Source organism: Dysgonomonas sp. ZJ279, from assembly GCF_011039205.1.
Classification (GTDB): Bacteria; Bacteroidota; Bacteroidia; order Bacteroidales; family Dysgonomonadaceae; genus Dysgonomonas.
This window is the reverse complement of record NZ_JAAKEL010000004.1, coordinates 77,964-99,326: the sequence shown is the minus strand read 5'-3', so window position 1 is coordinate 99,326 and position 21,363 is coordinate 77,964. Positions and strand designations below refer to the sequence as shown.

Here is a 21,363-nt window from a genome sequence, read left to right as displayed (position 1 = left end):
TTATTTTGTTTTTATTGATATTCTACAACAACCATATCCCAATATTTGAGAGATGGCAAGTTAAATACAACTTCGTTTCCCGTTTGATTAAACGTAATTTTCTGTGCAACTCCCTTATTTGTGTCAGGCGATGCAACCCAAATATTTTTTACAGGTTTTGCTGCAATCATTTTCAATTCAGTATCAGCAATGAGAACCGGTTCTGCCTGGGTTCCGTTCTTATCTCTCCACTCCATTGTATTGGCGTTGGTAAAATTAATCAGATGCAATACATCTTTATCGGTAAAGCGCTTCCCTACTACCGCCACATTACCTTGTTGAGCCGGCCAGCTATTCAATGCCATTTTAGAATTGGTACATTGCAGATTGTAAGTGGTGAATGTACCACCGTCACGCAAAATATTCTGATAGGCAACCAAGAAGTCATAATAAGTTACCATCGACTGCTTCAGTTCCGTCTTCATTTGCAAGTTAGAGTTCGGGAAGTATTCGTTTGCCAGATAATGCTCTCCTAATTCGAGATGAGACGCACCGAACGAGAAAATCACGGCATTAGTCAATAATACACCCGGAGCATTTACAAATCCTGCACTGTTCGACTTGTCATAATTCATGTATGCAGCCAGAACTGTTCGTTTCGTATTATTGGTATATGTATCGTTATTTTGGATGATTTGAACTAGTTGTTCGAACGATTTATTGGGATCCCACACTTCAGTATATAAGAAATCGACATCCGATTTGGCAATACTCTCTTCTTGTCCGAATTGATTAACAGCATTCATCACCAGACTTTTTGTCGGATTAGCCTGTTTCATGGCTGCAATAAACGATTTATAGGTATTCTGGAGTTTAACCACATTGCCATTGTAATCATAAACAGTACCTCTGTCACCCAATTGATCGATATGATAGCCATCGAAATCGAATACGCTGTACACATCCTTGTTTCGTTGTATCAGATAATTCTGCCATTCGGTATTCGCAGGATTGGTAAGATAAACACTACTGCGAAACGGAGCATCAAGATGGTGATTATCTTTTTCATTATGATCTGCATCTTTGAAAATATACCATTCTTCTTTTACTCCATCTGCCGCCGCATTACTTAAAGCACCGAAAGCCAGATTGTAGAATGTCGCTTTCATACCTTTATTATGAGCTGCACTGATATATCCTTTTACAGTAGAAAGATAATTAGGACGCCCTATTAAATCGATCCATGAATCAGCAGGACTTTCGACTGTACCAGCCAATGGTCGTTGATGGTCGTTCATCCAATCGTAAAATTGGATGCCATTGATACGATAGCGGGTCAGTACATCTATGTTTTTCTCTATTTGACTATCTGTCAACTTTCCATATCCTGAAAGGAATCCGTATCGTGGAAACTTCTTCCAGTCTGACGAGACATCGATACCAATACTCTGATGTATAATCTCTTTACTGTCTGTTGACTCATATATATCAACCAGATAGCCCTTGAAATCTTCGGATGGAGCTACCCAAGTCCACGATTTACCTGACAGGTTTTCTTCCTTGATAACTTCACCCAAATACGAGTACCGTACTTTCAAATTATTACTGGGATTATCTTTCAATGAAAAATGAACTGTCTCACCGGGTTTATAAACAGCCTTATCGGTATTGAGATCGAGACTCAAATAGGTATCGCCAAAGGTTATAGGATCATTCTTTGTATCGTAGTAATCATCGCACGATATCAAGAAGAAGCTACACAAGGCTACTGCTAAAAAATTATATATTTTTTTCATGCTATTTATATTTTACTGTGGTGCCGTTTTCTACGACACCACAGTTTGTTTAACTTATTAATTTTTCTTAATAACAACAGTTTCTTTCAACTGGTCGAATTCGATTGTATAACTACCAGCTTCTGTTATCTTCCACTTGTAATCGAGTCCTGCACCTTTAGCAGTAAATACCATTTGTTGTAATTGTCCGTTTGCCGGCATATCACCCTTAGTAGCTGTAAACCAAGCACCGTTCCAATCGCTTTTTTTATCGCAGGTAAATTTCAACTCACCGGTATTTAATGAACCTGACCACTTAAATTTATAAGGGGTATCACCTGCACTCATAGCTGTAGCATTACCGATATCCCATCCGTTAGCCGAAGCATCTCCTACCAGATAAATCATTGCATAAGGAGTAAACGGAGCAATATTAATCTTCATCTCACGCGTATCTAATGCTATTTTATAAACTCCTCCAGGGATATTCCATTTATTGTCGGGATCTCCTGCCCATTTAACGACCTTGGTAGCTTCTATTCCTGCTCCATTGGTTTCAGGACGTAGGAAAGCTGCATCCCAGCTACCGGAGACTGTTCCTATTTTAAATTCTCCTCCTGCCGAAAGGTTGTCATTGTAATGAAAAATAAATGGATCAAGTGGGTCTACCGTCATCGGTTTAAAACTCCATCCCGTAGGATTTCCTACAAACCATAGTTCTGTAAACTCGGCACCTTCGGTTTTTTCTATATAAATAGCCAACGATGCGAGATTGAGCGTTATTTTATAATTTCCACCTTCGGTAATCTCAAATTGCTTATCATACGGATCATCACCATTTTCACGTAAGTAAAGTTTGGTGTTATCAGACCCGATATTATATGAAGGCGTGAATTCACCAAGAGTAGTTATAAATTTGAACTTACCCGGATTTAATCTCCCACTCCATGTAAACCCTTTTGGTGTATTCTTTATAGCAGACATTTCGGTTGCGTTATCAGCACTCCATCCGTTAGGAGTAGCATCACCTATCAAATATAAAGTCTTAGTTATGGGCTTATGTGTTTTTATTTTTATCGTTTGAATGTTCGACATAGCTGGTTCAACAGCATCAGAAGCAACGGTAGCCCTTACACGTACATCTAATATGACTTCTGTTTCAGTTGCTATTCCCCATGAAATAAGCAGATCGTTCAGTTCTTCATTTTTATAATCTTTTTGATATGTGTTTTGTCCCAGATCGAGCGTAAGTCCATTCTCGAAATTATTTCCCTGTACATCCATTTGGAATGTGTAAGAGATAGCACTATTAGTCCCTTGATTAGAACCCGATGTCCATGAAATAGTCAGGGCATTTGTTTCAGGATTAGTTGCATCCAATTCGATGTTCTCACTCGAAGCTTTCACTTCCAGTGGCTGATTTCCTTTGTTGTATTCCGTATTATCTTCATCGATACACGAAAAGAAAAATAAGGAAAACAGAGTCAATAAACTTAATATTTTATATGATTTCATAATGCATTCATTTTTTGATTAATAGCCTGTGTTTTGAGACAAGTTAGGATTAGCATCCCGTTCTTTTTGAGGGATAGGGAATAGCAAATGTTTACTTGTTGCATTGACTTTTCCGATAGAGTGTAAGAAATTTAAAGCGTATTGTCCATTGTCAAGACGAATCATATCGAACCAACGATGCCCTTCGAATGCCAACTCGATACGGCGCTCTTTGATAATTTTCTCACGCATTTGATCCTGATTTAATCCTTCCACATCTGCTCGTGTGGTTAGTCCTGCTCTTTTACGCACCTGATATAATGGCTCTTGTGCATCTTTTGTTCGTCCCAATTCGTTTAAAGCTTCTGCTTTCATTAGTAACACATCTGCATAACGTAATACGATTATACTAGCTGAATTAGTATTATAATCGGGAGACACAGATAGCGGTACTAAAAACTTACGAACATTGTAGCCTGTACTCGACATCGATTTCTTATACTGTTTGCCATCGAATGCCGGTCCTCCTTCATATAGAATAGTTTTATCTTTTCGTTTATCATTTTCTTCATATTGGCTTACAAACTCTTCAGTCGGTTGATTCCAGCCATATGCTCCGCCGACCCAACCGCTGTTGCGTGGACCCATATAAGTACTTAACCAATTAGCCTGGTTATCATCATCCCAAAAACCTGCTTTTGTAAGCCCGTAGTATTGAACTTCAAATAATGATTCTGCTGTATTTTTATTCTGTTGTTCGCCACCGAAGCAGTCGCTATAATCGGGATTGAGCGTATATCCTAAACTTTCTACAAGATTGCACATCTCCAAACATTCCTGATATCTACCCAATGTCAGATACACTTTGGCTAACATACCCGCTGCCGCACCTTTAGATGCACGACCTACATTACTGCCTTTGTACTCTTCTCTCACAGGTAATAAGTTTATAGCTTCTTTCAGATCGGGAATGATAACGTCATTATAGATTGTCATCTTATTGGTACGTGTCGGAAGTAAATCATCACCTGGTTTCAATGTCGTCACAGCCATTGGCACATCGCCAAACAATTGGACTAATATAAAGAAATAGTGTGCACGAAGGAACCGAGCTTCCCCGAGACATCTGTTTTTCAACGCCTCATTGATATTTATGTTCGGAATATTTTCGAGAACAGTATTGCAATAGAGAATACCGGGATTAGGCCCTCTCCATATATCAAGCGCAGCTGCATTGTCGGTTGTAGTCACGAAATTGGCTAGGGTAATAGTTTCTATACCATCGGTTCCACCACCTGCTCCAACCTCACTGTTTCCGGCAATAATATCTAGTGTCCAGATTCTCATATTATAGAGTTTAGGACGTTGGAGCGGTTGGTAAGCTCCATTCACTAAGGCAATAGCAGATGCTTCGTCGTTTATAGCTTCTGCACTAGGATCTTCGAATGACTCTTTGTCTAAATAATCGGAGCACGAAGCAAATAGAGCCGAGATGGATATTAATCCTATATATAATATTTTTTTCATAATCAATGTTTTTTGAATTAGAACTTAACGTTTACACCAACACTCAATGTACGAGTAACAGGGTATGTGCTTAAATCGACACCACTTACATTTACCTCAGGATCGAATCCCGAATATTTTGTAAGAGTAAGTAAGTTTTGGCATGAGATATAAAAACGAGTCATACCAAGGAATGCTTTTTGTGAAATAGATCTAGGTAGTGTATATCCCAAAGTCAGATTCTTCACTCTCAGATACGAACCATCTTCTATAAAACGGTTTGAATGGCGCACGTTTTGGTTAGGATCGCTATATATAGCACGTGGTACGCTATTGCTTGTACCCTCGCCAGTCCATCTATCCAGCACTTTTATTGTCTGATTTTGTGGTATAGACATACTTTCCTGCCATATTCTGTTTGCGTTGTATATATCGTTACCTGCAACACCTTGCAAGAAAATTTGCAAATCGAACTCTTTGTAAGCAAAGGTATTGTTCATCGAGAATGTCCATTCGGGTGACGGGTTACCAATATAGGTACGGTCATCTGCATTGATTACACCATTATTGTCTAAATCTCTGAAACGGATATCACCCGGTGCTGTTCCTCCCGGCACTTGTATAGCATATCTATCAACTTCTTGCTGATTTTGGAATATTCCATTGGTTACATAGCCGTAGAATGAACCAATAGGATGCCCTTCGGTGTTCACTCTCACTTTTGTCATGTTAATGTCACCTCCTACAAATAAAGGAACTCCATCGTTCATGCTTATCACTTCATTTTTATTGTAAGACACATTGAAATCGGTATTCCATTCGAAAGCTCCTTTCAGGTTTTGAGAAGAGACAGTAAGCTCTATACCTTTGTTTCTCACCTTTCCTGCATTTATACTAGGAACATCTATATCCGAATACCCTGTTGTGATAGGCACCGACATCGGCACCAACATGTCGGACGTATTCTTTATATAAGCATCAAGAACAACATTAATACGCTGATTCAATAAAGACAAATCTACTCCGGCATTAAATTGTTTTACTGTTTCCCATCTCACATTAGGGTTGGGCATCACTTTAGGGTATAGTGTCGAAACAGGAGTTTCGTTAAATACATATTGTCCGGTTTTCAATCGTGTAAAATAAGCATAATTGTCTATACCGGCTTGGTTTCCTGTTTCACCATATCCTGCTCTCAATTTGATATCGCTCACCCATTTATTCTTGTTATAGAACGATTCTTCCGACAATCGCCATGCTGCCGAGAAAGAAGGGAATGTACCCCAACGATTCTCTTTAGAGAAACGAGATGAACCATCACGACGGATAGTGGCAGTCAGTAAATATTTGTCAGCATAATTATAGTTGGCACGACCAATGAATGATAGTATAGACCAATCGTTTTTAGTACCTCCTACAGTAGGGTCTGTTAAGCCATTATTCAATTGATTATTGTTGTCTGTAAGAAAATTCTGAACACTTGCGCTCATATTGTTATATACATTATTTTGAGCGCTCGATCCGACCATTACATTCAAATGATGTTTTTCCTTGAATGTTTCCATAAAGGTTAGTGTATTATCCCACAGATAAGTCATACTCTTATTCGACTCTTCATAAAGATTCGATTGTGGTTGGGGAATTGGCTTCCAGTTGTACTTAGGATAGAAATTACGTTTGTCCCAGAACTTGAAATCAATACCTCCTAAGGTTTTGAACGTAAGGTTGTTCATTATCTTTATTTCGGCAAAAGCATTAGCCAACACATTATAACCCTTTGTTTGTTCTTTATTCAAGGTGGCACTTCCTATCGGATTCCTTATATCCCCATATTGATAGGCTGGTTCTCCCGGTCCTGAAAATGAACCATCTTCGTTAAATACCGGTTGAGTAGGCAGTGCAGCCATAGCATCGCGGACACTGTATGAACCCTGTTTTTTGATATCATGGCTCAACGTTACATTATTCCCGAATTTCAACCATGGACGAACTTTCGATTCGCTATTGAATTGAAATGTATAGCGTCGGTAAGAGGTATTTAATATAATGCCTTCCTGATCGAGTACCCCTCCTGATACATAATAATTACTTTTGTCGTTACCTCCCGAATAAGATAGGGTATAGTTTTGCATAACTGCCGCACGGAACAGTTCATCAAGCCAATTAGTACCAGTACCTAAGGCTGAAGGATCAGCAAAATCAGGTCTTTGAGTATAATTCGGATTGTTGTAATTCTTGATCATTTCGTTATGTAACGATGCAAATTGGCTGGCATTAAGCATTTTTGGCATACTTGTAGCTTCCTGTACTCCCCAATTGGCACTTAGGGAAATAGAGCCATCACCCGATTTTCCTCTTTTTGTTGTGACAATTACAACACCATTTGCTCCACGTGAACCATAAATTGCAGTGGCCGAAGCATCTTTCAAAACATCGACAGACTCCACGTCTTCCATGTTCAAGGCATTGAGTGGCATATCGGTAGGAACATTGTCTATTACCAATAGAGGTTCACTATTGTTTATAGTACTAATGCCACGAATACGAAAAGAGACGTTATCGCCCGGTTTTCCGGATGATATAACCTGTACGCCCGAAGCTCGTCCCTGCAATGCTTCACCGATATTGGCTACAGGTTTGTCTTTGATCGTTTGGGCAGAAATAGACGAAACAGACCCTGTCAGGTCGCTTTTTCTCATCACTCCATATCCTACAACTACGATTTCGTCTAGAATTTTAGAATCTTCTTTCAGAATAATCTTCAAATTTGATTTTCCTAAAGTAGGAATTTCTTGGCTTACAAAACCAATGTAAGAGATTGTAAGTACGGCGTTGTTATCGACATCCAATGAGAAAACTCCGTCGATATCGCTAATCGCACCCGTCGTGGTACCTTTCACTACTACCGAGGCTCCTATAATAGGCTCTCCCTGTTGGTCGGTTATTACTCCTGTAATTTTGTTCTGATCCTGAGCCAGTATATTCAGGCTGAACAGCATACACATAAATATGAAACATATTCTATGTAAGCTCGTAAAAGATTTTACATTCATCATGGCAAGGTGTTTAAATTAAAATTAGATTTTGAATTAGGATAAAAGGTAGTTTTGAAGTTTGGCTATTAAACCTCTTCTAAACTGATCTCTACAAAAATAGGGTGAGTATAAAGAAAGAAAAACAAGATATAGAAATAATATAGATAAGACATTAATATAAATGTCTTATTAATAGAAACATAAGGTGTTTTTGGATGCTAATAAAAGTAGATAGGATATCCTAAAATTAGCTATTTTTTGTAAATTTGACTCCTATTTTTGTTACTAAAAGTTCAAATTCTTCGCGAGGTACAGCTGCTTTATTTCTTACCCTTGTACGGTAATTGTAAATAGTATTTGCAGAATAATGGAGGAAAGATGCTATCTTGGAACTATCGACGATGCCCAATCGTATAAGAGCAAATATACGTAATTCTGTATTCAATAATTCATTTGGTTTCAATACAAAACGCTCTTTTTCGAGAAGCAGTGAATTGAAATCCTCAACAAAACTAGGATAAAGGTGTAAAAATATATTATCAAATTTATCGAAAAGATCTTTCAACTCATTGTCGATCATATCACGAGACTTCAACATCTTATAAAGCTCGTCCAGCCTTTTTTCTACAGCTTTTTTGTTCAGTGTGTTCTGATACTTCTCCAACTTATTTATATACATAGAACACAGATCGAGAAAGTGTCCGATATATGTTTCTTTAATTCGGTTCGCTTCAGACAGTTCACCATTAAGATTGTTGAGTTGGACATTATTCTTTTGCAAATCGGTATTCAGTTCGTTCAGTTTTACATTTGTACGGTAAAGTTCTTTTCGAATACCGGCTACTCTTTTCATTTGCCTGTATACATATATTACAGCAGCAATTAAAAATAAAGATAACAGACTGACAAGGATGAGAAAAAATAGCAAACCCTCTTTTTGCTTATTCACCTTATCTTGATATGCCGTATCTATAATCGGGAATGCCTTAGATACTTCGAAAGTTCTCAATCGGGCATTACAGAATATAGCATCTTCCATCGAAGATTTGATACATTTATAAGCATTATCAATGTTGCTCATTTCGTAGAATACACCGGCTAAAGCTTGTAACGAAGCATTTTCTTTAATAGCATTCTTTATATCACAAACAGCAGAAATAGTATAATATACTCTTTGCTGCTCAATATTGTTTTCTTTCTTATAAACATTAGCTAGTGCATAAGCTAGTACCGCTCTTTCATGATCTTCTAATTTTGATTCTTCCAAAAGATTTTGTAAAATCTGTTTTGATTCTTCCAATCTATTCTGATCCAGCAATTTTTCGGAATATACTATCTTATAATGATTAGATGTCTTATCGAGTACATTTAGAAGTGAATCACGATATAAATTGCTTTTTGCATAATAAATATTTGTATATAAGTTATTGGACGAATAAGAACTATACAATAGTTTATATGTATCGTAGTAACTGACCAAAAGTTTTTCAGGCATTGTTTTTCGATCTATGCTCCTCAACAAGTCTATAGATTCTATATACATTCCGGCAATAGTATATAAGGATGCTAAAGCTAATTTCGATTCGTCGATCCACAATATATTATTCAGTCGATGCGCTATCTGTAAATTTTCTTGAGCAAAGTGTATGGCCGAGTCCGATATATAGGTTTTATATTGATCGTACAATTTCAGATTAATATCATAGCGCTGCACCTCTGATATATTGGGCGTTTGGAGCATTCTCTTAATTTCTGATATTTTTTGCTCCTTCACATGCATATACACCTCCTTATTATCCAATAATTTGCTTAAATATTGGAAAGTAGTGTCTTTTTCTATAGCAGAATATATATAGCTAAATTGCAAAAATACAAATATCAAGAGTAAAGATTTCTTCATTGCTTTGCATATAAATAAGCTTATCGGCAAATATAAAACTATTAAACAAATTATTGTAAGTATTTAACTTAAAAGGTGATTTTGTAGTATTGTTTACTTCGATATTGATAAGATATTATATGGTGAGATTGGTATATTCGTTTTTAAGTGGTATTTGATATTCGATTAGTAATCGCAAAAGGTAATAAAATAAGTTATTGGTTGTCTTTCGAGTATACGAGTAAACTATAAATATTTAATTGTCATTCATTTCAGTTATTCCATATTTAAGATATGTTCTAACTATACTTCCATGAGAAAATAAAATTGTGAAATTTAATTATATTTGTACCTGAGAAATTAATTATGGAAAGTTTGACAATAATATATCACCAAACTTTCTTGCATATATCATAGAAAAAAAATAATGCAATCAATCAAAGATGATGGGTCGAAATTCCCTTTAAATAATACTATAACATTAGCAGACTTTATACAATACGAAATACCTGTCGAAAAATTAGGTGAATTCAATATATATATATATATATATATATATTCCTGATTATTATAGAAATTCATATAATGGTACCATATTTATCATGGAAAATGAAGTTGCTGTAAAGAACCTTTTTCTTGATGATCTGGAAAAAGAGAGCAAGAACAATCCCTTTTTTGTTTTCAGGAAAAATGTATCTGTCGAAAATGCATTAGTACAAATGGAAAAAGATTTTGGTCCTGTAACTACATTTCAAGGAGATGTTATAGCCCGGAATATTTGGATGGGAGGAGGAGAAACTACTTTCGAAAAAGACGTAACAGTTGCACAGACATTCATTGGGGTATACAACCATGGAACAACCACAGTTGAAGGTTCTCTGGCGGCTGAGGTTATTATATCATCTGATCATGCATTAAGAACTAAAAATATAAAAAAAGGTTATATAATTGGACGAAATAATGACAATACAGAATACGAACTAATAGATATATTTCAAAGCAAGTATTATGATAAATGGGAGGAGGTACTTAAGGAAAGCAATATACTGAAAGCAATTCTAAAGGGCGAATCCATTATCAGCGATAAATCAATACAAAGCTCACTGGAAAAACGGTTTTCCAAGTTACAGGAAAGTAAAATAAAGAAACTGGATTTATCATACATGGATTTGGAGAATATCCCCGATAAAGTATGGGAACTGGATGAAATCACTGTATTAGATCTTTCAGGAAACTACATAGATACTATTTCGGATGATATAGTGAAGCTAAACAAATTAAAAAAAATTAGCATAGATAATTGTGAATTCACTTCTTTTCCCGAAATATTATCTCAACTTACAAGTCTGGAAGAAATAGAATCAGGCTATAATCAGATATCTGATTTGCCTGATAGTTTTTCGTTATTACAATCCCTGAAAAGTTGAAATTTGATGAATGCCATTTTGAAATAGTTCCCGATGTATTATATAGCCTACCTCAATTAACAGAACTGGACATCTCCTCTCAGAAAACCAATAGTAAATTATCGATAGATAAATCATTTCCTAAACTAAAAAAACTTAATTTAGAAAGAAATTTTCAACCTAATATCCATTGTATTCAACCCCAATTGGTCAACCTAAATATCTCAAGTTGCAAATTAAATTCTTTTCCTGAAACTATATCAAAAATGGAAGATATATCCATATTAGGCATGATGGACAATCTTTTCACTTCTTTTCATTTTGAGATAGAGAAGCTTGTAAAGCTGAAAGATTTCTCGTTCGACCTTTCTCTATTGGACGAAAAGAGCATACAAATATTGAATGGATTATCCAAACTGACAACACTTAGGTTAAATATAGACAATACGACATCCGAGGATATAGAACAGCTTTTGCAAATAGGAAACTGGACTAACCTTTATACTAATGATGTCATCGAAGATATGTTTGTAGGAAAAAAAATATTAGAACGAAAAAATCTGCGATTGATAGAAATGAAAGGCGAGAAGATGAATTTGAAAGAAGCTCGTGCTTTGCTTGGGATATTAGTGTAATTATTCTTTCAATTTAAAGTCCACCAAAATTGTGGTCTTATCAAGCGATGTACTTCCGTGTATGCAGGATAATATAGTACTATAATCTTAATGAAAGAATCAACGTTTATTTACGATAAAAGCCCATCAGATTATTTCTGACAGGCTTTTATATTTCTAAATATGTATTTCTTTCTTCGGATATCTCTTAAAATGCTCGTATCAAATATATGGGCATAATGACGGAGCATCTTTCCATGCTTGCTCGCTTATGTAAGGCTTCTCTTTTAATAACACTTTGCATAATTATCAGTCTCCTTAATATATCCTGTTTGAGTAGAACAGTTTAACGCTCGCTCCTTAAATTCTATGTCATTCTTATTTGGTCCTTCGAGAGGCATATATACGTCTTCTGAAGTACTTGCAACCATATATGATTCCCATCCTTTTAGAGTGTTTCGCATCAGACGAATCCTTTTAGCATTGCTGCTAACTATAATGGCCGAATTATCGAATTTATTGTCTGTAGCTTCTATGTCTGTGGTGTAGTAATTGACAAAACACAAACCTTCACCTTTGGTATCTTTAAATTCGTTGTGATGAATATTAACATATTCGACCCACGATTTCCAAGGATGCAACGGATCAAGCCAATCGGTTTCGGGTTCTAAGTCTATTCCGCAACCCGGTGCCATCCCGCCTATATCGTAAATCTTATTGTAGGCTATTTCGACATTGCTTGCATGTATAATACTTATTCCTTGCATGCTATTATGAAAAATCTCACAGTTAACGATCTTAATATTCTTATTCAATCGTTTCTCGTTGGGTGCTATAAATCCATAACCAACCCACATGGCACTGCCTCTGAAGTTTTCCATTTTTACACCATCTACTATAATATTTCTCGAACAGTTTATTTCGATAGCGCATTCACTAGGTTTCGTATTGTTCTCGGCATCATACTTATCCTTGTTACCGATCAGATGCCCTCCGATGATAGTTACGTTTTCTACTTCATCTATACGAATCAGTTTATGCACGTCCTTGCTGCCGGGCTCAATATATAATGTAGCTTCTGTCAAATCGAAAGTGATATTATTGGGTATGAATATACCATTACCATTATCATAGCCTGTAGCACCTTCGCTACGTATCAGATACTCGCCCTTAGCGAGCTTTATTATACTATACCCTTCGTCTTTAGCCTGTTCGATAGCTTTATTTATTCCGTCGGTGGTTTGTCGGGCATTCGATTTGTTGGCCGAAATTCCAAATTGAGAATTATTTATAACAAATACATTACTCGGCTCAGAATCATCATTAGAACATGAGTATGCAAGTAAAGATACTAATAGGATTAAATATATATATTTAGCTTTCATTTGATTTATTTCTTTTATAACAATGAGATTATGGACAAGTAAAATTCGGAGTTTTGGTTGAGTAGTCTGTTATCTTGTAACAGATATTCTTCTTATCGCCCTCAGTGGGGATACAATAATCTTCACTCAGACCATTTTCACTACTTGCGCTGATATAGATAGTGCCTGTATTGGTCAGCGTATTCTTATAGATTTGTACTCTTTGGCAGTGTATGCCAAATATATTTAAGTTTTCAAAATAATTTTCAGATATCTCTATATCACTCCCACCCCAAAGCCTCATTCCATTGCTACAATTTTCTAATGTATTGTTGCTTATTTTAACGTTTCCCATCACACTTTTCCACGCTGAGTTAGGATTTATATCGATTGCATATTGATCTATGCCTCCCTTAATGTTAGAAATCTTATTGTTTGATATTTCAAGCCCTTTATTTTCAACTGCATGAATACCATGTTTACCACAGTCCGAAATATCACATCCGGTAACTTTTACATTTTTAGAAGGGAACCTTCCATGAAATGCTATATAAACGTATGTCGTAAATATAATACCACTTCCTGTTACACTTTCTATTTTTACATTTTCTATTTTTACATCTCTCGATGCTATAACCTGAATACCATACCCTAAGGCATGGTTTTTATTCGCATGTTGAGCTCTATCTCCAATAATATGTCCACCTCTGACTGTTACATTTTCGGCATGATCTATCTGTATCAATGCATAGTGAGGAGCGTCGTTTGGCTCTACATACAATCTGGCTTCACCCAGATCGAGAGTCATATTGGTCGGCACGAATATACCATCGGTGGCATACCAGTCGCTCTCATTAACACAGTATATCAGATAATCTCCTTTGACCAGTTTAACGGTATTATATCCTTCCGATTTTGCTTTTGCGATAGCCTTATTGATCCCATCTGTAGTTGCCTTAGCTTCTGTCTTATCTGCTCTGATACCAAAGACATTGTTGTCTATTACATATATTTTTTCAGGAACCATACGCATATCTGCATTCTGGTCTTCGTCTTTTGTACACGAAGAGACAAGCAGACACATAACCATTAAGAGCTTACTATAATATCTTATCATTATGAGTTTTATTATTGTTAAGTTAAAAAATAATAGAATTCACTTTTTCAAAAAGTTCAAATTTAATTTTATACACACCTACATTATGTTATAAAATCACATTAATATTCAAATTATTAAATTATATTTAATACATAAAGGTATATAATAAAATAATAGATATAAAATATATCAAATTATTATCGACTCATTATCAGTAAAAGAATATAAAGTATATTTGCTTTACCATTCTTAGCAGCCCAGAAAAACAGGCGCCAATGGAGTGGAAAATACTTGAGTGGTAAATTCTTCACGGCTAAACGATATTGCTCTTGGGTTATTATCTGTTTTATTACGTTTATTTTATCTTGTGTACTTCGCGGGGACTTACATTCATTTATCCCCTGCCCTATCAGCCCCAGTGCGATCCGACTGTTAAGAGCTTCATTAAAATCGGAAGGAAGATCGTATGCCACAATAATATCCGACATCATCGAATAAAGATTTATCCACCGTTCATTGAGATTTTTGTTATGACCTCCGGTAAATGACTTTCCACTTTTACGGTAGTGATACATAGCCTCGTTCACATAGAATGCTCTTTTTATACGAGTGAATACTTCTATATTAAACAATACATCTTCGGCCGAGCCAATAATATTTGTATCTACAAATCTGGTTTCTGAGATTACATTGCGAGAATAGAGTTTTCCCCATACAGTTCCCCACGAATGGAGTAATGTAGGGTCACACAGTTCTGCTCCAATAGGACCTATAATCAGACGATGTAAGGACTGTATATTGTTTTCGTCAAACAACCTATCCCCATCCATTAAAAAACGCGGAGCATTCTTCCCATTCACAAATTCGCGAGTATATGCCCAAAGCACTATATCTATATCAGAGTCTCCTATCAAAGTTATTGCTCTCTCGCATGTGGTGACATCTACCCAATCGTCCGAATCTACAAACATGATCCATTCCCCTTGTGCTTCCTCTATAGCTCGGTTACGCGCCGAGGCTATACCACTGTTTTCTTGTGTAATCATTTTCAAACGGTGGTCTTTTTTCGAATATTCGGCTAAAATAGAGCCACTTTTATCTTGTGAACCATCGTCGACACACACCACTTCTATGTTGCAGTAGGTTTGCTTCAACAGACTATCCAAGCACTTAGCCAGACAATGTTCTACATTATAAACCGGTACAATTATACTTATCATAAAATCTTGAAAAGTTCATCCCACTTGCCAGCAATGATGCTAACATCATAACGCCGTATATTACGACGGGCATTTCTACCCATTTCTTTACGCAATTGTTCATCTTCAATCAGTAAAGAAAGCTGTTTCGCAAATTGTTTTATATTGCCATTCTCAACTAGAAAACCGTCTTCTCCATCCTTGATTATATCTCTCGGTCCACAGGGACAATCAAAAGCTACACAAGGCACTCCACACGCCATAGCCTCGATTAGCACCATTCCGAAGCCCTCGAATCGAGAAGGTAATACATAAATCGAAGATGCCAGATATTCGTTCTGTATATCTTTAACCGGTTTATTTATATTTATAGAAGCTTCTCTTATAATCTCCGGCAAATTACTATTATCTGAAACCGAACCATATATGTCGATACTCCAATCCGGATACTTATGCCCAATTAGTTTCCAAGCTTCTGACAAACGTTCATAACCTTTCTGAACCGAGACTTTTCCAACACTAATAATACGTTTATTATTTAATTTAGAAACCGAATCGGGATAAAAGGGAAGAGGATTAGGTATTACCTCGATATTTTTAGATCTCCACTGCTGCTTGTTATCACTTGTCAGAACAATAAATCTATCATAGAGCCTACTTCCTATATCCATCAATAATAAAGATACTTTTTGTTTTAGATTTGGATTCTTACCATGGGTAACCATCTCTTTCGAAACATGTCTTTCGTAAATAATCTTGGCTTTACAGCCAATCCATAGGGGTACAAAAAAACCCTTTAATCCATCATCGCAAACGGAAATAACATCGGGGGCAAATTCTTTGACTATACGTCTTATACCCAAGAAATATTCGGATTTACTCTTTATTACCTCTACCGAACGAAAAACTATTCTGGAACTGAACTTATAAAATGGTTCTTTCTCTTTCTCATTAAGAGATACTATACAAATTTCATAACCAAGATTATCGGCAAGGTACGACGCCTTTACAGAGAGTACACGCTCAAGACCTCCAACTCCTGTTATTCCGTTAGTTATATACAATAACCTCATAATAATCTATATATAAGCTCTACTTCTTTAGAGTTGCCATAATCGGTAATCTCCATATTCTTACGAAACTCTTCTTGTAACGACTTATTCTCTATAAGAGATTGGATTCTAGATGCAGCACCATCGATATCCATAGGGACAATGAGACCGTCGAAACCATCTATCAATTGGCTGGCCGAAGTATTAAAAGCAGTTATCACAACCGGTTTCCCCAGTATTTGTGCTTCCCGTACGGTAACTGCTTTGCCTTCGTAACGCGAGGGTTGAATATAAATATCACAAGCGGCAATATAAGGATAGGGATTCATTTTCTTACCCAAGATAATAAAATGATCGTGCATTCCACATTCGTCAATTGCATTTCGGACTGTATCTTCATCTCCATAACCGATGGCATACCACTTGACAGGTAATCCATTCTCTACCAGTTTGGCACAGATACGCACAGCTTGATCCAATGCTTTCGGATAACAGAAACGTCCTACTGTGAGAAGCTTTATCTCTGCATCTAATTCCGGCTTTTGCAGGAGAGCCTGTTCTCTGACAAAATTTACAGAAAGAATATTTTCAATAACGACAACTTTATCAGACAAAGATGGGAATCTTGATATGAATGCTTTTTGGGCATCTTTCGAAATAGCAGCGATATAATCGTATGCACCCCACGACTTCAGTTCACGCCCCACATCTATCGCAATATTCGAGTAATCGGTATGAATCCATGCCACCTTGCATTTCGCATTCACTTTGTCTTTCACTATATTATGCGGTGTTATAAAACTTATTGCCAGATCGTAAACAATATCGTTTATCGGAGGCAAATAAGGAGTAGTAGCATCGGCAACATATTGATATATAGAATAGTTTTCTCCGTTAGTATTCCTTTTACCAAATCGTCTTGCCTGATATTTAGCCTGCAACCGCCCCAAAGCAATCCTCCAATATCCTTCAGCAGCGATCTGAGTTATAGGCCGCGTTAGAGTTGTATAGGCTGGAATTTCGGGTAGTAGGTTGACCTTCGATGGTATAAACTGCATTAATTCACCCGAATGACGATAGATAAAAAGATCCACATCATAACATGAATAGTCGAAACTATCCAGAAGACCCAGTAAGGAGCGTTCCACTCCTCCTATCTCCATATATTGCATAGAAATGAATAGCCGTTTTTTCATTATTTAAATATCTTGAGCAACATTGGTTTAATATAAGTGAATATAAGGCTTCGCATTTCAGTTGTCCTACTAAACAATATATAGTATAGCCCTATGGGAACGACTAACGAAATAATACTCTTGAGAACAATGCCAATCAGTGAGTTGTCATCCAAGAGATAGCACAGATAATAAGTGACTACCCAAGAAATAAGTGCAATCAGCGTATATTTCGCATAACTTATGAAATAGAGCCTGAGTGGTTTCTTGAATGTATATTTGTAAACAAGAAACGGAAATTGCCAAAATCCTATAGACAATACACTTATGGTTGAAGCAAGTAAAACCCCTGTAATACCCCAGAATTGCACAAAAATGAGAGATAGTATCAGGTTAGCACATCCTTGTATAAGCGGAGAAAATTTGTCTTGTACAAATATGCCCGATTTCACCTTAAATATTTGAACTGAGATACGCATACCAAAAATATAAAGGTTGATCAGGATAACAGCTACGGTAGCTATATCCAATAAATATTCGGAACCTAACCACCAAACAATAAATGGATTAATTGTATTTGAAAGTACAATTACAGGTAAGGATATTATAATAAAATTAAGTAAGAATATGGTATTGAAAACCTTATTGACATGCTCAACACTTTCCGTAGCTATGAGGTTACCGACACTCTCCGAGAAACTATTTAAAGTGTTTGTGACAATATTATTTATATAGCTTGTTATCAATGTATAATTTGAATACAAACCAACTATCGCAATGCTGACAAATGAAGATATAACAATATTGCCGGTCGAATGCATCAAATATCCCCCGAGACTATGTAGAAATAAAGCTTTTGAGTTCGTTATGATTCTTTTCCGTGTAAGTTCGTCAACCTTGTATTTCACTTTCGTTCTAATATATGAATACAGTTGATTGACTTTATAGGTAATAGCTACATTGTACCCTACAAGAAACAGAGATTCAATAATCAGATATAAAATATAATTTTTCGTATAGTATAGTATAGCCAGTTTTGTCAGGTTCAACCCAACTTGATATACCAGATTGATACGTACTAGTTTATACTGCTTCTGATCTGCATTAATTAAAGACCATTTGTATGCAGCGAAATAAGGAACTATGCTGTTGAACAGGAAAATGAAAAATACAACAGAGACATACTTCAATGATTCCCCGTCTTTAATAAATACATCAAGAAAAGGATATATTGCCAACCCCATTAATAGTACGCCGAGGCTGATGTAGCGATATATCTTTCGGTATAACTGTACGAGTGCAATGATTCTTGGCTGATCCTTTTCTGCAAGCGGTTTATACAAATTATACACTATACTGGTACCAAAACCGCCTTCAAGTAAGGATACTACACTCAGAATATTGAGCAATAACCCATTAAGCCCCAAATACTCGACACCTATGTTATCTACGAAAACTTTTCGGGTAAGAAATCCCAGAAAAGTCATCACTAGCATAACTGAGATACTGGCTATGAAATTCTTCCGCGAGTTATCCGTTCGCATATTCATTCAGATCTTTTGACAACTTCAATGCAATACCCTGTGCGAATGGCATAACTGAAAAAGAAGTAGAATAATAACCGATACCTTTTGTATCGCCCTGACAGAAATCTATAGCACCAGTTCTACGAGTCTGTCGCATCAACTGCTTTTCTATCCGAAAGGCTGCATCCAAAAATCGTGTGTCAGAATTTATCCGATATGCATTTACCATCAATAAACCTATCAAAGCTGTACCGGACGACTCGCATGTAGCCTCATTATTGAAAAACATAGCACCGAAGCCACCACCCTCTTTTTGATAAGATAATAATTCTTCTGCTAACGAAATTATGCGAATATCAAGCGATCCGCCCGTATTAGAATCCACAAGCCCCAGTATGTACCATCCGATACCTCGTGCCCAATCATATATTCCTAAAGGAACATCTCGAACTATATCATAAGCATGTGAGGGAATGGAAGAATCTGCCAATTTCGCTTTGTCATATTCTTCTATTTGTTTCATGGCAAGCTCACCTTCTCCACAGAGGACAAGAAAGGGAGTAACCATGCCTATTGTATCTATAAACCTCACATCTGGAATAGTAGCCCGATAGGGAATAGTCTCTTGGTCTCCCTTCAATTTTGTTAGGAGAGAAATAATAGTTTTCTCGGCTATTGGAGTTAATGCTTTATTTTTTTTTAGAATATATGCCAACAAAGCTTCATCGATATGTGTGGGATCTTTTTTCCAATTGCCGGTTGTAGTATCTATTTTTCCGTTACTATATCGGACAGCCTCAGTTTTGCCGAAAGCCATCAACAGACCTGCTGCTTGCCAGCTTTGTATTGTTCGGTTACGATATCTGCCACGCAACACATCATAAAGTACCCAATAATTATTGTCTGTTAGTTTTACAGTTGGAGGCCTATCTAACCATTTACGGGCTCTCGATTCGATTGCCTTTTGCCACTTGAGCCGATCATCCCATCTGCCTATATGAATTCTGGCTTGCCACTCACAAAAGAATAAGATAAAGTCGAACCCAACAAAAATAAGAAGTATAGCAAACAGCGATATAATAACTATCATATTTTTGTAATTTCTTTTCTGGCCTCTGCAGCTTTTGCTTTATATTGCCCCATAACCAAAGCATAATGATTTCTGATATCAGCTTCGTGTTCATATATATATTTAAAAGCTTTAACTAGCTGGTCATCCTTTGTTAACGACTGTACAGGTACTACATAATTATCCTCCGTTCCGAAAATATCACGTGCTATTCCCCTCGCTTTCACCGAATAGCCTACAACCAAAGTCGGTACACACTCTGAATATGCAGCAATACTGGCATGAGTACGTGCTGCTATAAAAAATCGACAGCGGGCTATATACCCCTTGAGTTCCGATGCTGCGGTATCTTCTATCATAACGATCCTTCCTGTATGAGCAAAACGATTGTATAATTGTAAAAGAGGCTTTCTGTCATCATTATGTGTCCATACTACATGTGGAATTAATGCAATATTCATATCCGATGTAGCCATTATATGTTCTATCAACCCGATATAATTGTTCAGCGTAGAATCTTTGTTTGTTTCATAACTGATAATCATGGGACTTATGTTGATCCCTACCGTATTCCCGTCTTTAAAGCCTTCAGGCAAAGGGAGATCTATCCGATTGAGTTGGAATGCCGGATCGGGGAACAATGATACTTTAGCTAAACCTTTTTTCTTTAGCGAATTATAAGTTATACTTTCGCGGGCAATTATCAGATCGAAAGCCGCAAGATCATCAAAAACTATATCATTGTTTATTGCCTCCTCTTCTATTGAACAACCCCATAGCACGGTTTTTTTTCCTAATTCTCTGACTGCTCTATTAACTAACAGAATGTGATTGTTGATTCCATAGCAATAATTATCACCTCCTATACTCATCATCAAATCACTCTGCTTTGCTGCTTTGAGGATAGGATCGAAAGCTAGTCGGTCAAATTTCTCCACACTACCGCTTATCCGAGCCAGGAGGTATCGCATGGAAAAACGGTTAATTGGCTTTTGGGCAGCCGACAATTTGCAGCATTTAGTCAATCCGTATTTTGCGTCTTCTTCAGGAGATGCCGAGAATAGCTCAAAATCGATATTTTTCAATATTTTTGCTGTCGATCTGACTATCGCTTCGCATCCGTGATTTCCACTTCCTCCATGTGGTGAAAGAATAATTTTCATATTAGTAAATGTAAAATTTGATGGTATA

General features: G+C 36.6%; 15 protein-coding genes. 2 read left to right on the top strand and 13 right to left on the bottom strand.

Annotated features, from left to right (window positions below):
* Nucleotides 1-11: 11 nt before the first annotated feature.
* The 5 genes from G7Y57_RS07275 to G7Y57_RS07255 all read right to left on the bottom strand — a co-directional run bounded on the left by G7Y57_RS07275 (nucleotide 12) and on the right by G7Y57_RS07255 (nucleotide 9,689).
* A complete protein-coding gene (locus tag G7Y57_RS07275; RefSeq protein WP_165021626.1) occupies nucleotides 12-1,775 on the bottom strand; it encodes a glycoside hydrolase family 66 protein in 1,764 nt (587 codons plus the stop codon).
* 57 nt (nucleotides 1,776-1,832) lie between these two features.
* A complete protein-coding gene (locus G7Y57_RS07270; RefSeq protein WP_165021625.1) occupies nucleotides 1,833-3,269 on the bottom strand; it encodes a SusF/SusE family outer membrane protein in 1,437 nt (478 codons plus the stop codon).
* A gap of 18 nt (nucleotides 3,270-3,287) precedes the next feature.
* Nucleotides 3,288-4,775 (bottom strand): RagB/SusD family nutrient uptake outer membrane protein, encoded by a 1,488-nt coding sequence (locus G7Y57_RS07265; RefSeq protein ID WP_165021624.1) that lies wholly within the window; start codon nucleotides 4,773-4,775, stop codon nucleotides 3,288-3,290.
* Between the two features lie 17 nt (nucleotides 4,776-4,792).
* On the bottom strand, nucleotides 4,793-7,810 hold the full coding sequence (locus tag G7Y57_RS07260) for a SusC/RagA family TonB-linked outer membrane protein (protein WP_255491366.1): 3,018 nt from the start codon (nucleotides 7,808-7,810) through the stop codon (nucleotides 4,793-4,795).
* Nucleotides 7,811-8,036: 226 nt separating this feature from the next.
* Nucleotides 8,037-9,689, bottom strand: coding sequence for a DUF6377 domain-containing protein (locus G7Y57_RS07255; RefSeq protein ID WP_165021623.1), 1,653 nt, complete (start codon nucleotides 9,687-9,689; stop codon nucleotides 8,037-8,039).
* Between the two features lie 581 nt (nucleotides 9,690-10,270).
* Here G7Y57_RS07255 and G7Y57_RS07250 point away from each other — a divergent pair.
* Nucleotides 10,271-11,095 (top strand): leucine-rich repeat domain-containing protein, encoded by an 825-nt coding sequence (locus tag G7Y57_RS07250; protein WP_165021622.1) that lies wholly within the window; start codon nucleotides 10,271-10,273, stop codon nucleotides 11,093-11,095.
* Nucleotides 11,092-11,709, top strand: a complete 618-nt coding sequence (locus G7Y57_RS07245) for a hypothetical protein (RefSeq protein WP_165021620.1) — start codon at nucleotides 11,092-11,094, stop codon at nucleotides 11,707-11,709. The genes G7Y57_RS07250 and G7Y57_RS07245 overlap by 4 nt, the downstream gene beginning before the upstream one ends.
* A gap of 266 nt (nucleotides 11,710-11,975) precedes the next feature.
* Here the strand turns inward: G7Y57_RS07245 and G7Y57_RS07240 are convergent, their stop codons facing one another.
* The 8 genes from G7Y57_RS07240 to G7Y57_RS07205 all read right to left on the bottom strand — a co-directional run bounded on the left by G7Y57_RS07240 (nucleotide 11,976) and on the right by G7Y57_RS07205 (nucleotide 21,335).
* On the bottom strand, nucleotides 11,976-13,073 hold the full coding sequence (locus G7Y57_RS07240) for a right-handed parallel beta-helix repeat-containing protein (protein ID WP_165021618.1): 1,098 nt from the start codon (nucleotides 13,071-13,073) through the stop codon (nucleotides 11,976-11,978).
* 28 nt (nucleotides 13,074-13,101) lie between these two features.
* Entirely contained in the window at nucleotides 13,102-14,169 is a 1,068-nt protein-coding gene (locus tag G7Y57_RS07235) for a right-handed parallel beta-helix repeat-containing protein (protein WP_165021617.1), read from the bottom strand.
* A 179-nt stretch (nucleotides 14,170-14,348) separates the two neighbouring features.
* Complete coding sequence (locus tag G7Y57_RS07230; RefSeq protein WP_165021616.1) at nucleotides 14,349-15,371, bottom strand: glycosyltransferase family 2 protein; 1,023 nt, start codon at nucleotides 15,369-15,371, stop codon at nucleotides 14,349-14,351.
* Complete coding sequence (locus G7Y57_RS07225) at nucleotides 15,368-16,423, bottom strand: glycosyltransferase family 4 protein (protein ID WP_165021614.1); 1,056 nt, start codon at nucleotides 16,421-16,423, stop codon at nucleotides 15,368-15,370. Before G7Y57_RS07225 ends, G7Y57_RS07230 begins: the two co-directional genes overlap by 4 nt.
* The gene (locus G7Y57_RS07220) at nucleotides 16,420-17,598 is read right to left on the bottom strand and encodes a glycosyltransferase (protein ID WP_165021612.1); all 1,179 of its coding nucleotides are present in this window, start codon (nucleotides 17,596-17,598) and stop codon (nucleotides 16,420-16,422) included. The genes G7Y57_RS07225 and G7Y57_RS07220 overlap by 4 nt, the downstream gene beginning before the upstream one ends.
* Nucleotides 17,598-19,127 carry a hypothetical protein gene (locus tag G7Y57_RS07215; protein ID WP_221412114.1) on the bottom strand — a complete coding sequence of 510 codons (1,530 nt, stop codon included), beginning with the start codon at nucleotides 19,125-19,127 and terminating at the stop codon, nucleotides 17,598-17,600. The genes G7Y57_RS07220 and G7Y57_RS07215 overlap by 1 nt, the downstream gene beginning before the upstream one ends.
* Complete coding sequence (locus G7Y57_RS07210; RefSeq protein ID WP_165021609.1) at nucleotides 19,108-20,193, bottom strand: hypothetical protein; 1,086 nt, start codon at nucleotides 20,191-20,193, stop codon at nucleotides 19,108-19,110. Before G7Y57_RS07210 ends, G7Y57_RS07215 begins: the two co-directional genes overlap by 20 nt.
* The gene (locus G7Y57_RS07205) at nucleotides 20,190-21,335 is read right to left on the bottom strand and encodes a polysaccharide pyruvyl transferase family protein (RefSeq protein WP_165021607.1); all 1,146 of its coding nucleotides are present in this window, start codon (nucleotides 21,333-21,335) and stop codon (nucleotides 20,190-20,192) included. The genes G7Y57_RS07210 and G7Y57_RS07205 overlap by 4 nt, the downstream gene beginning before the upstream one ends.
* Nucleotides 21,336-21,363: the final 28 nt, after the last annotated feature.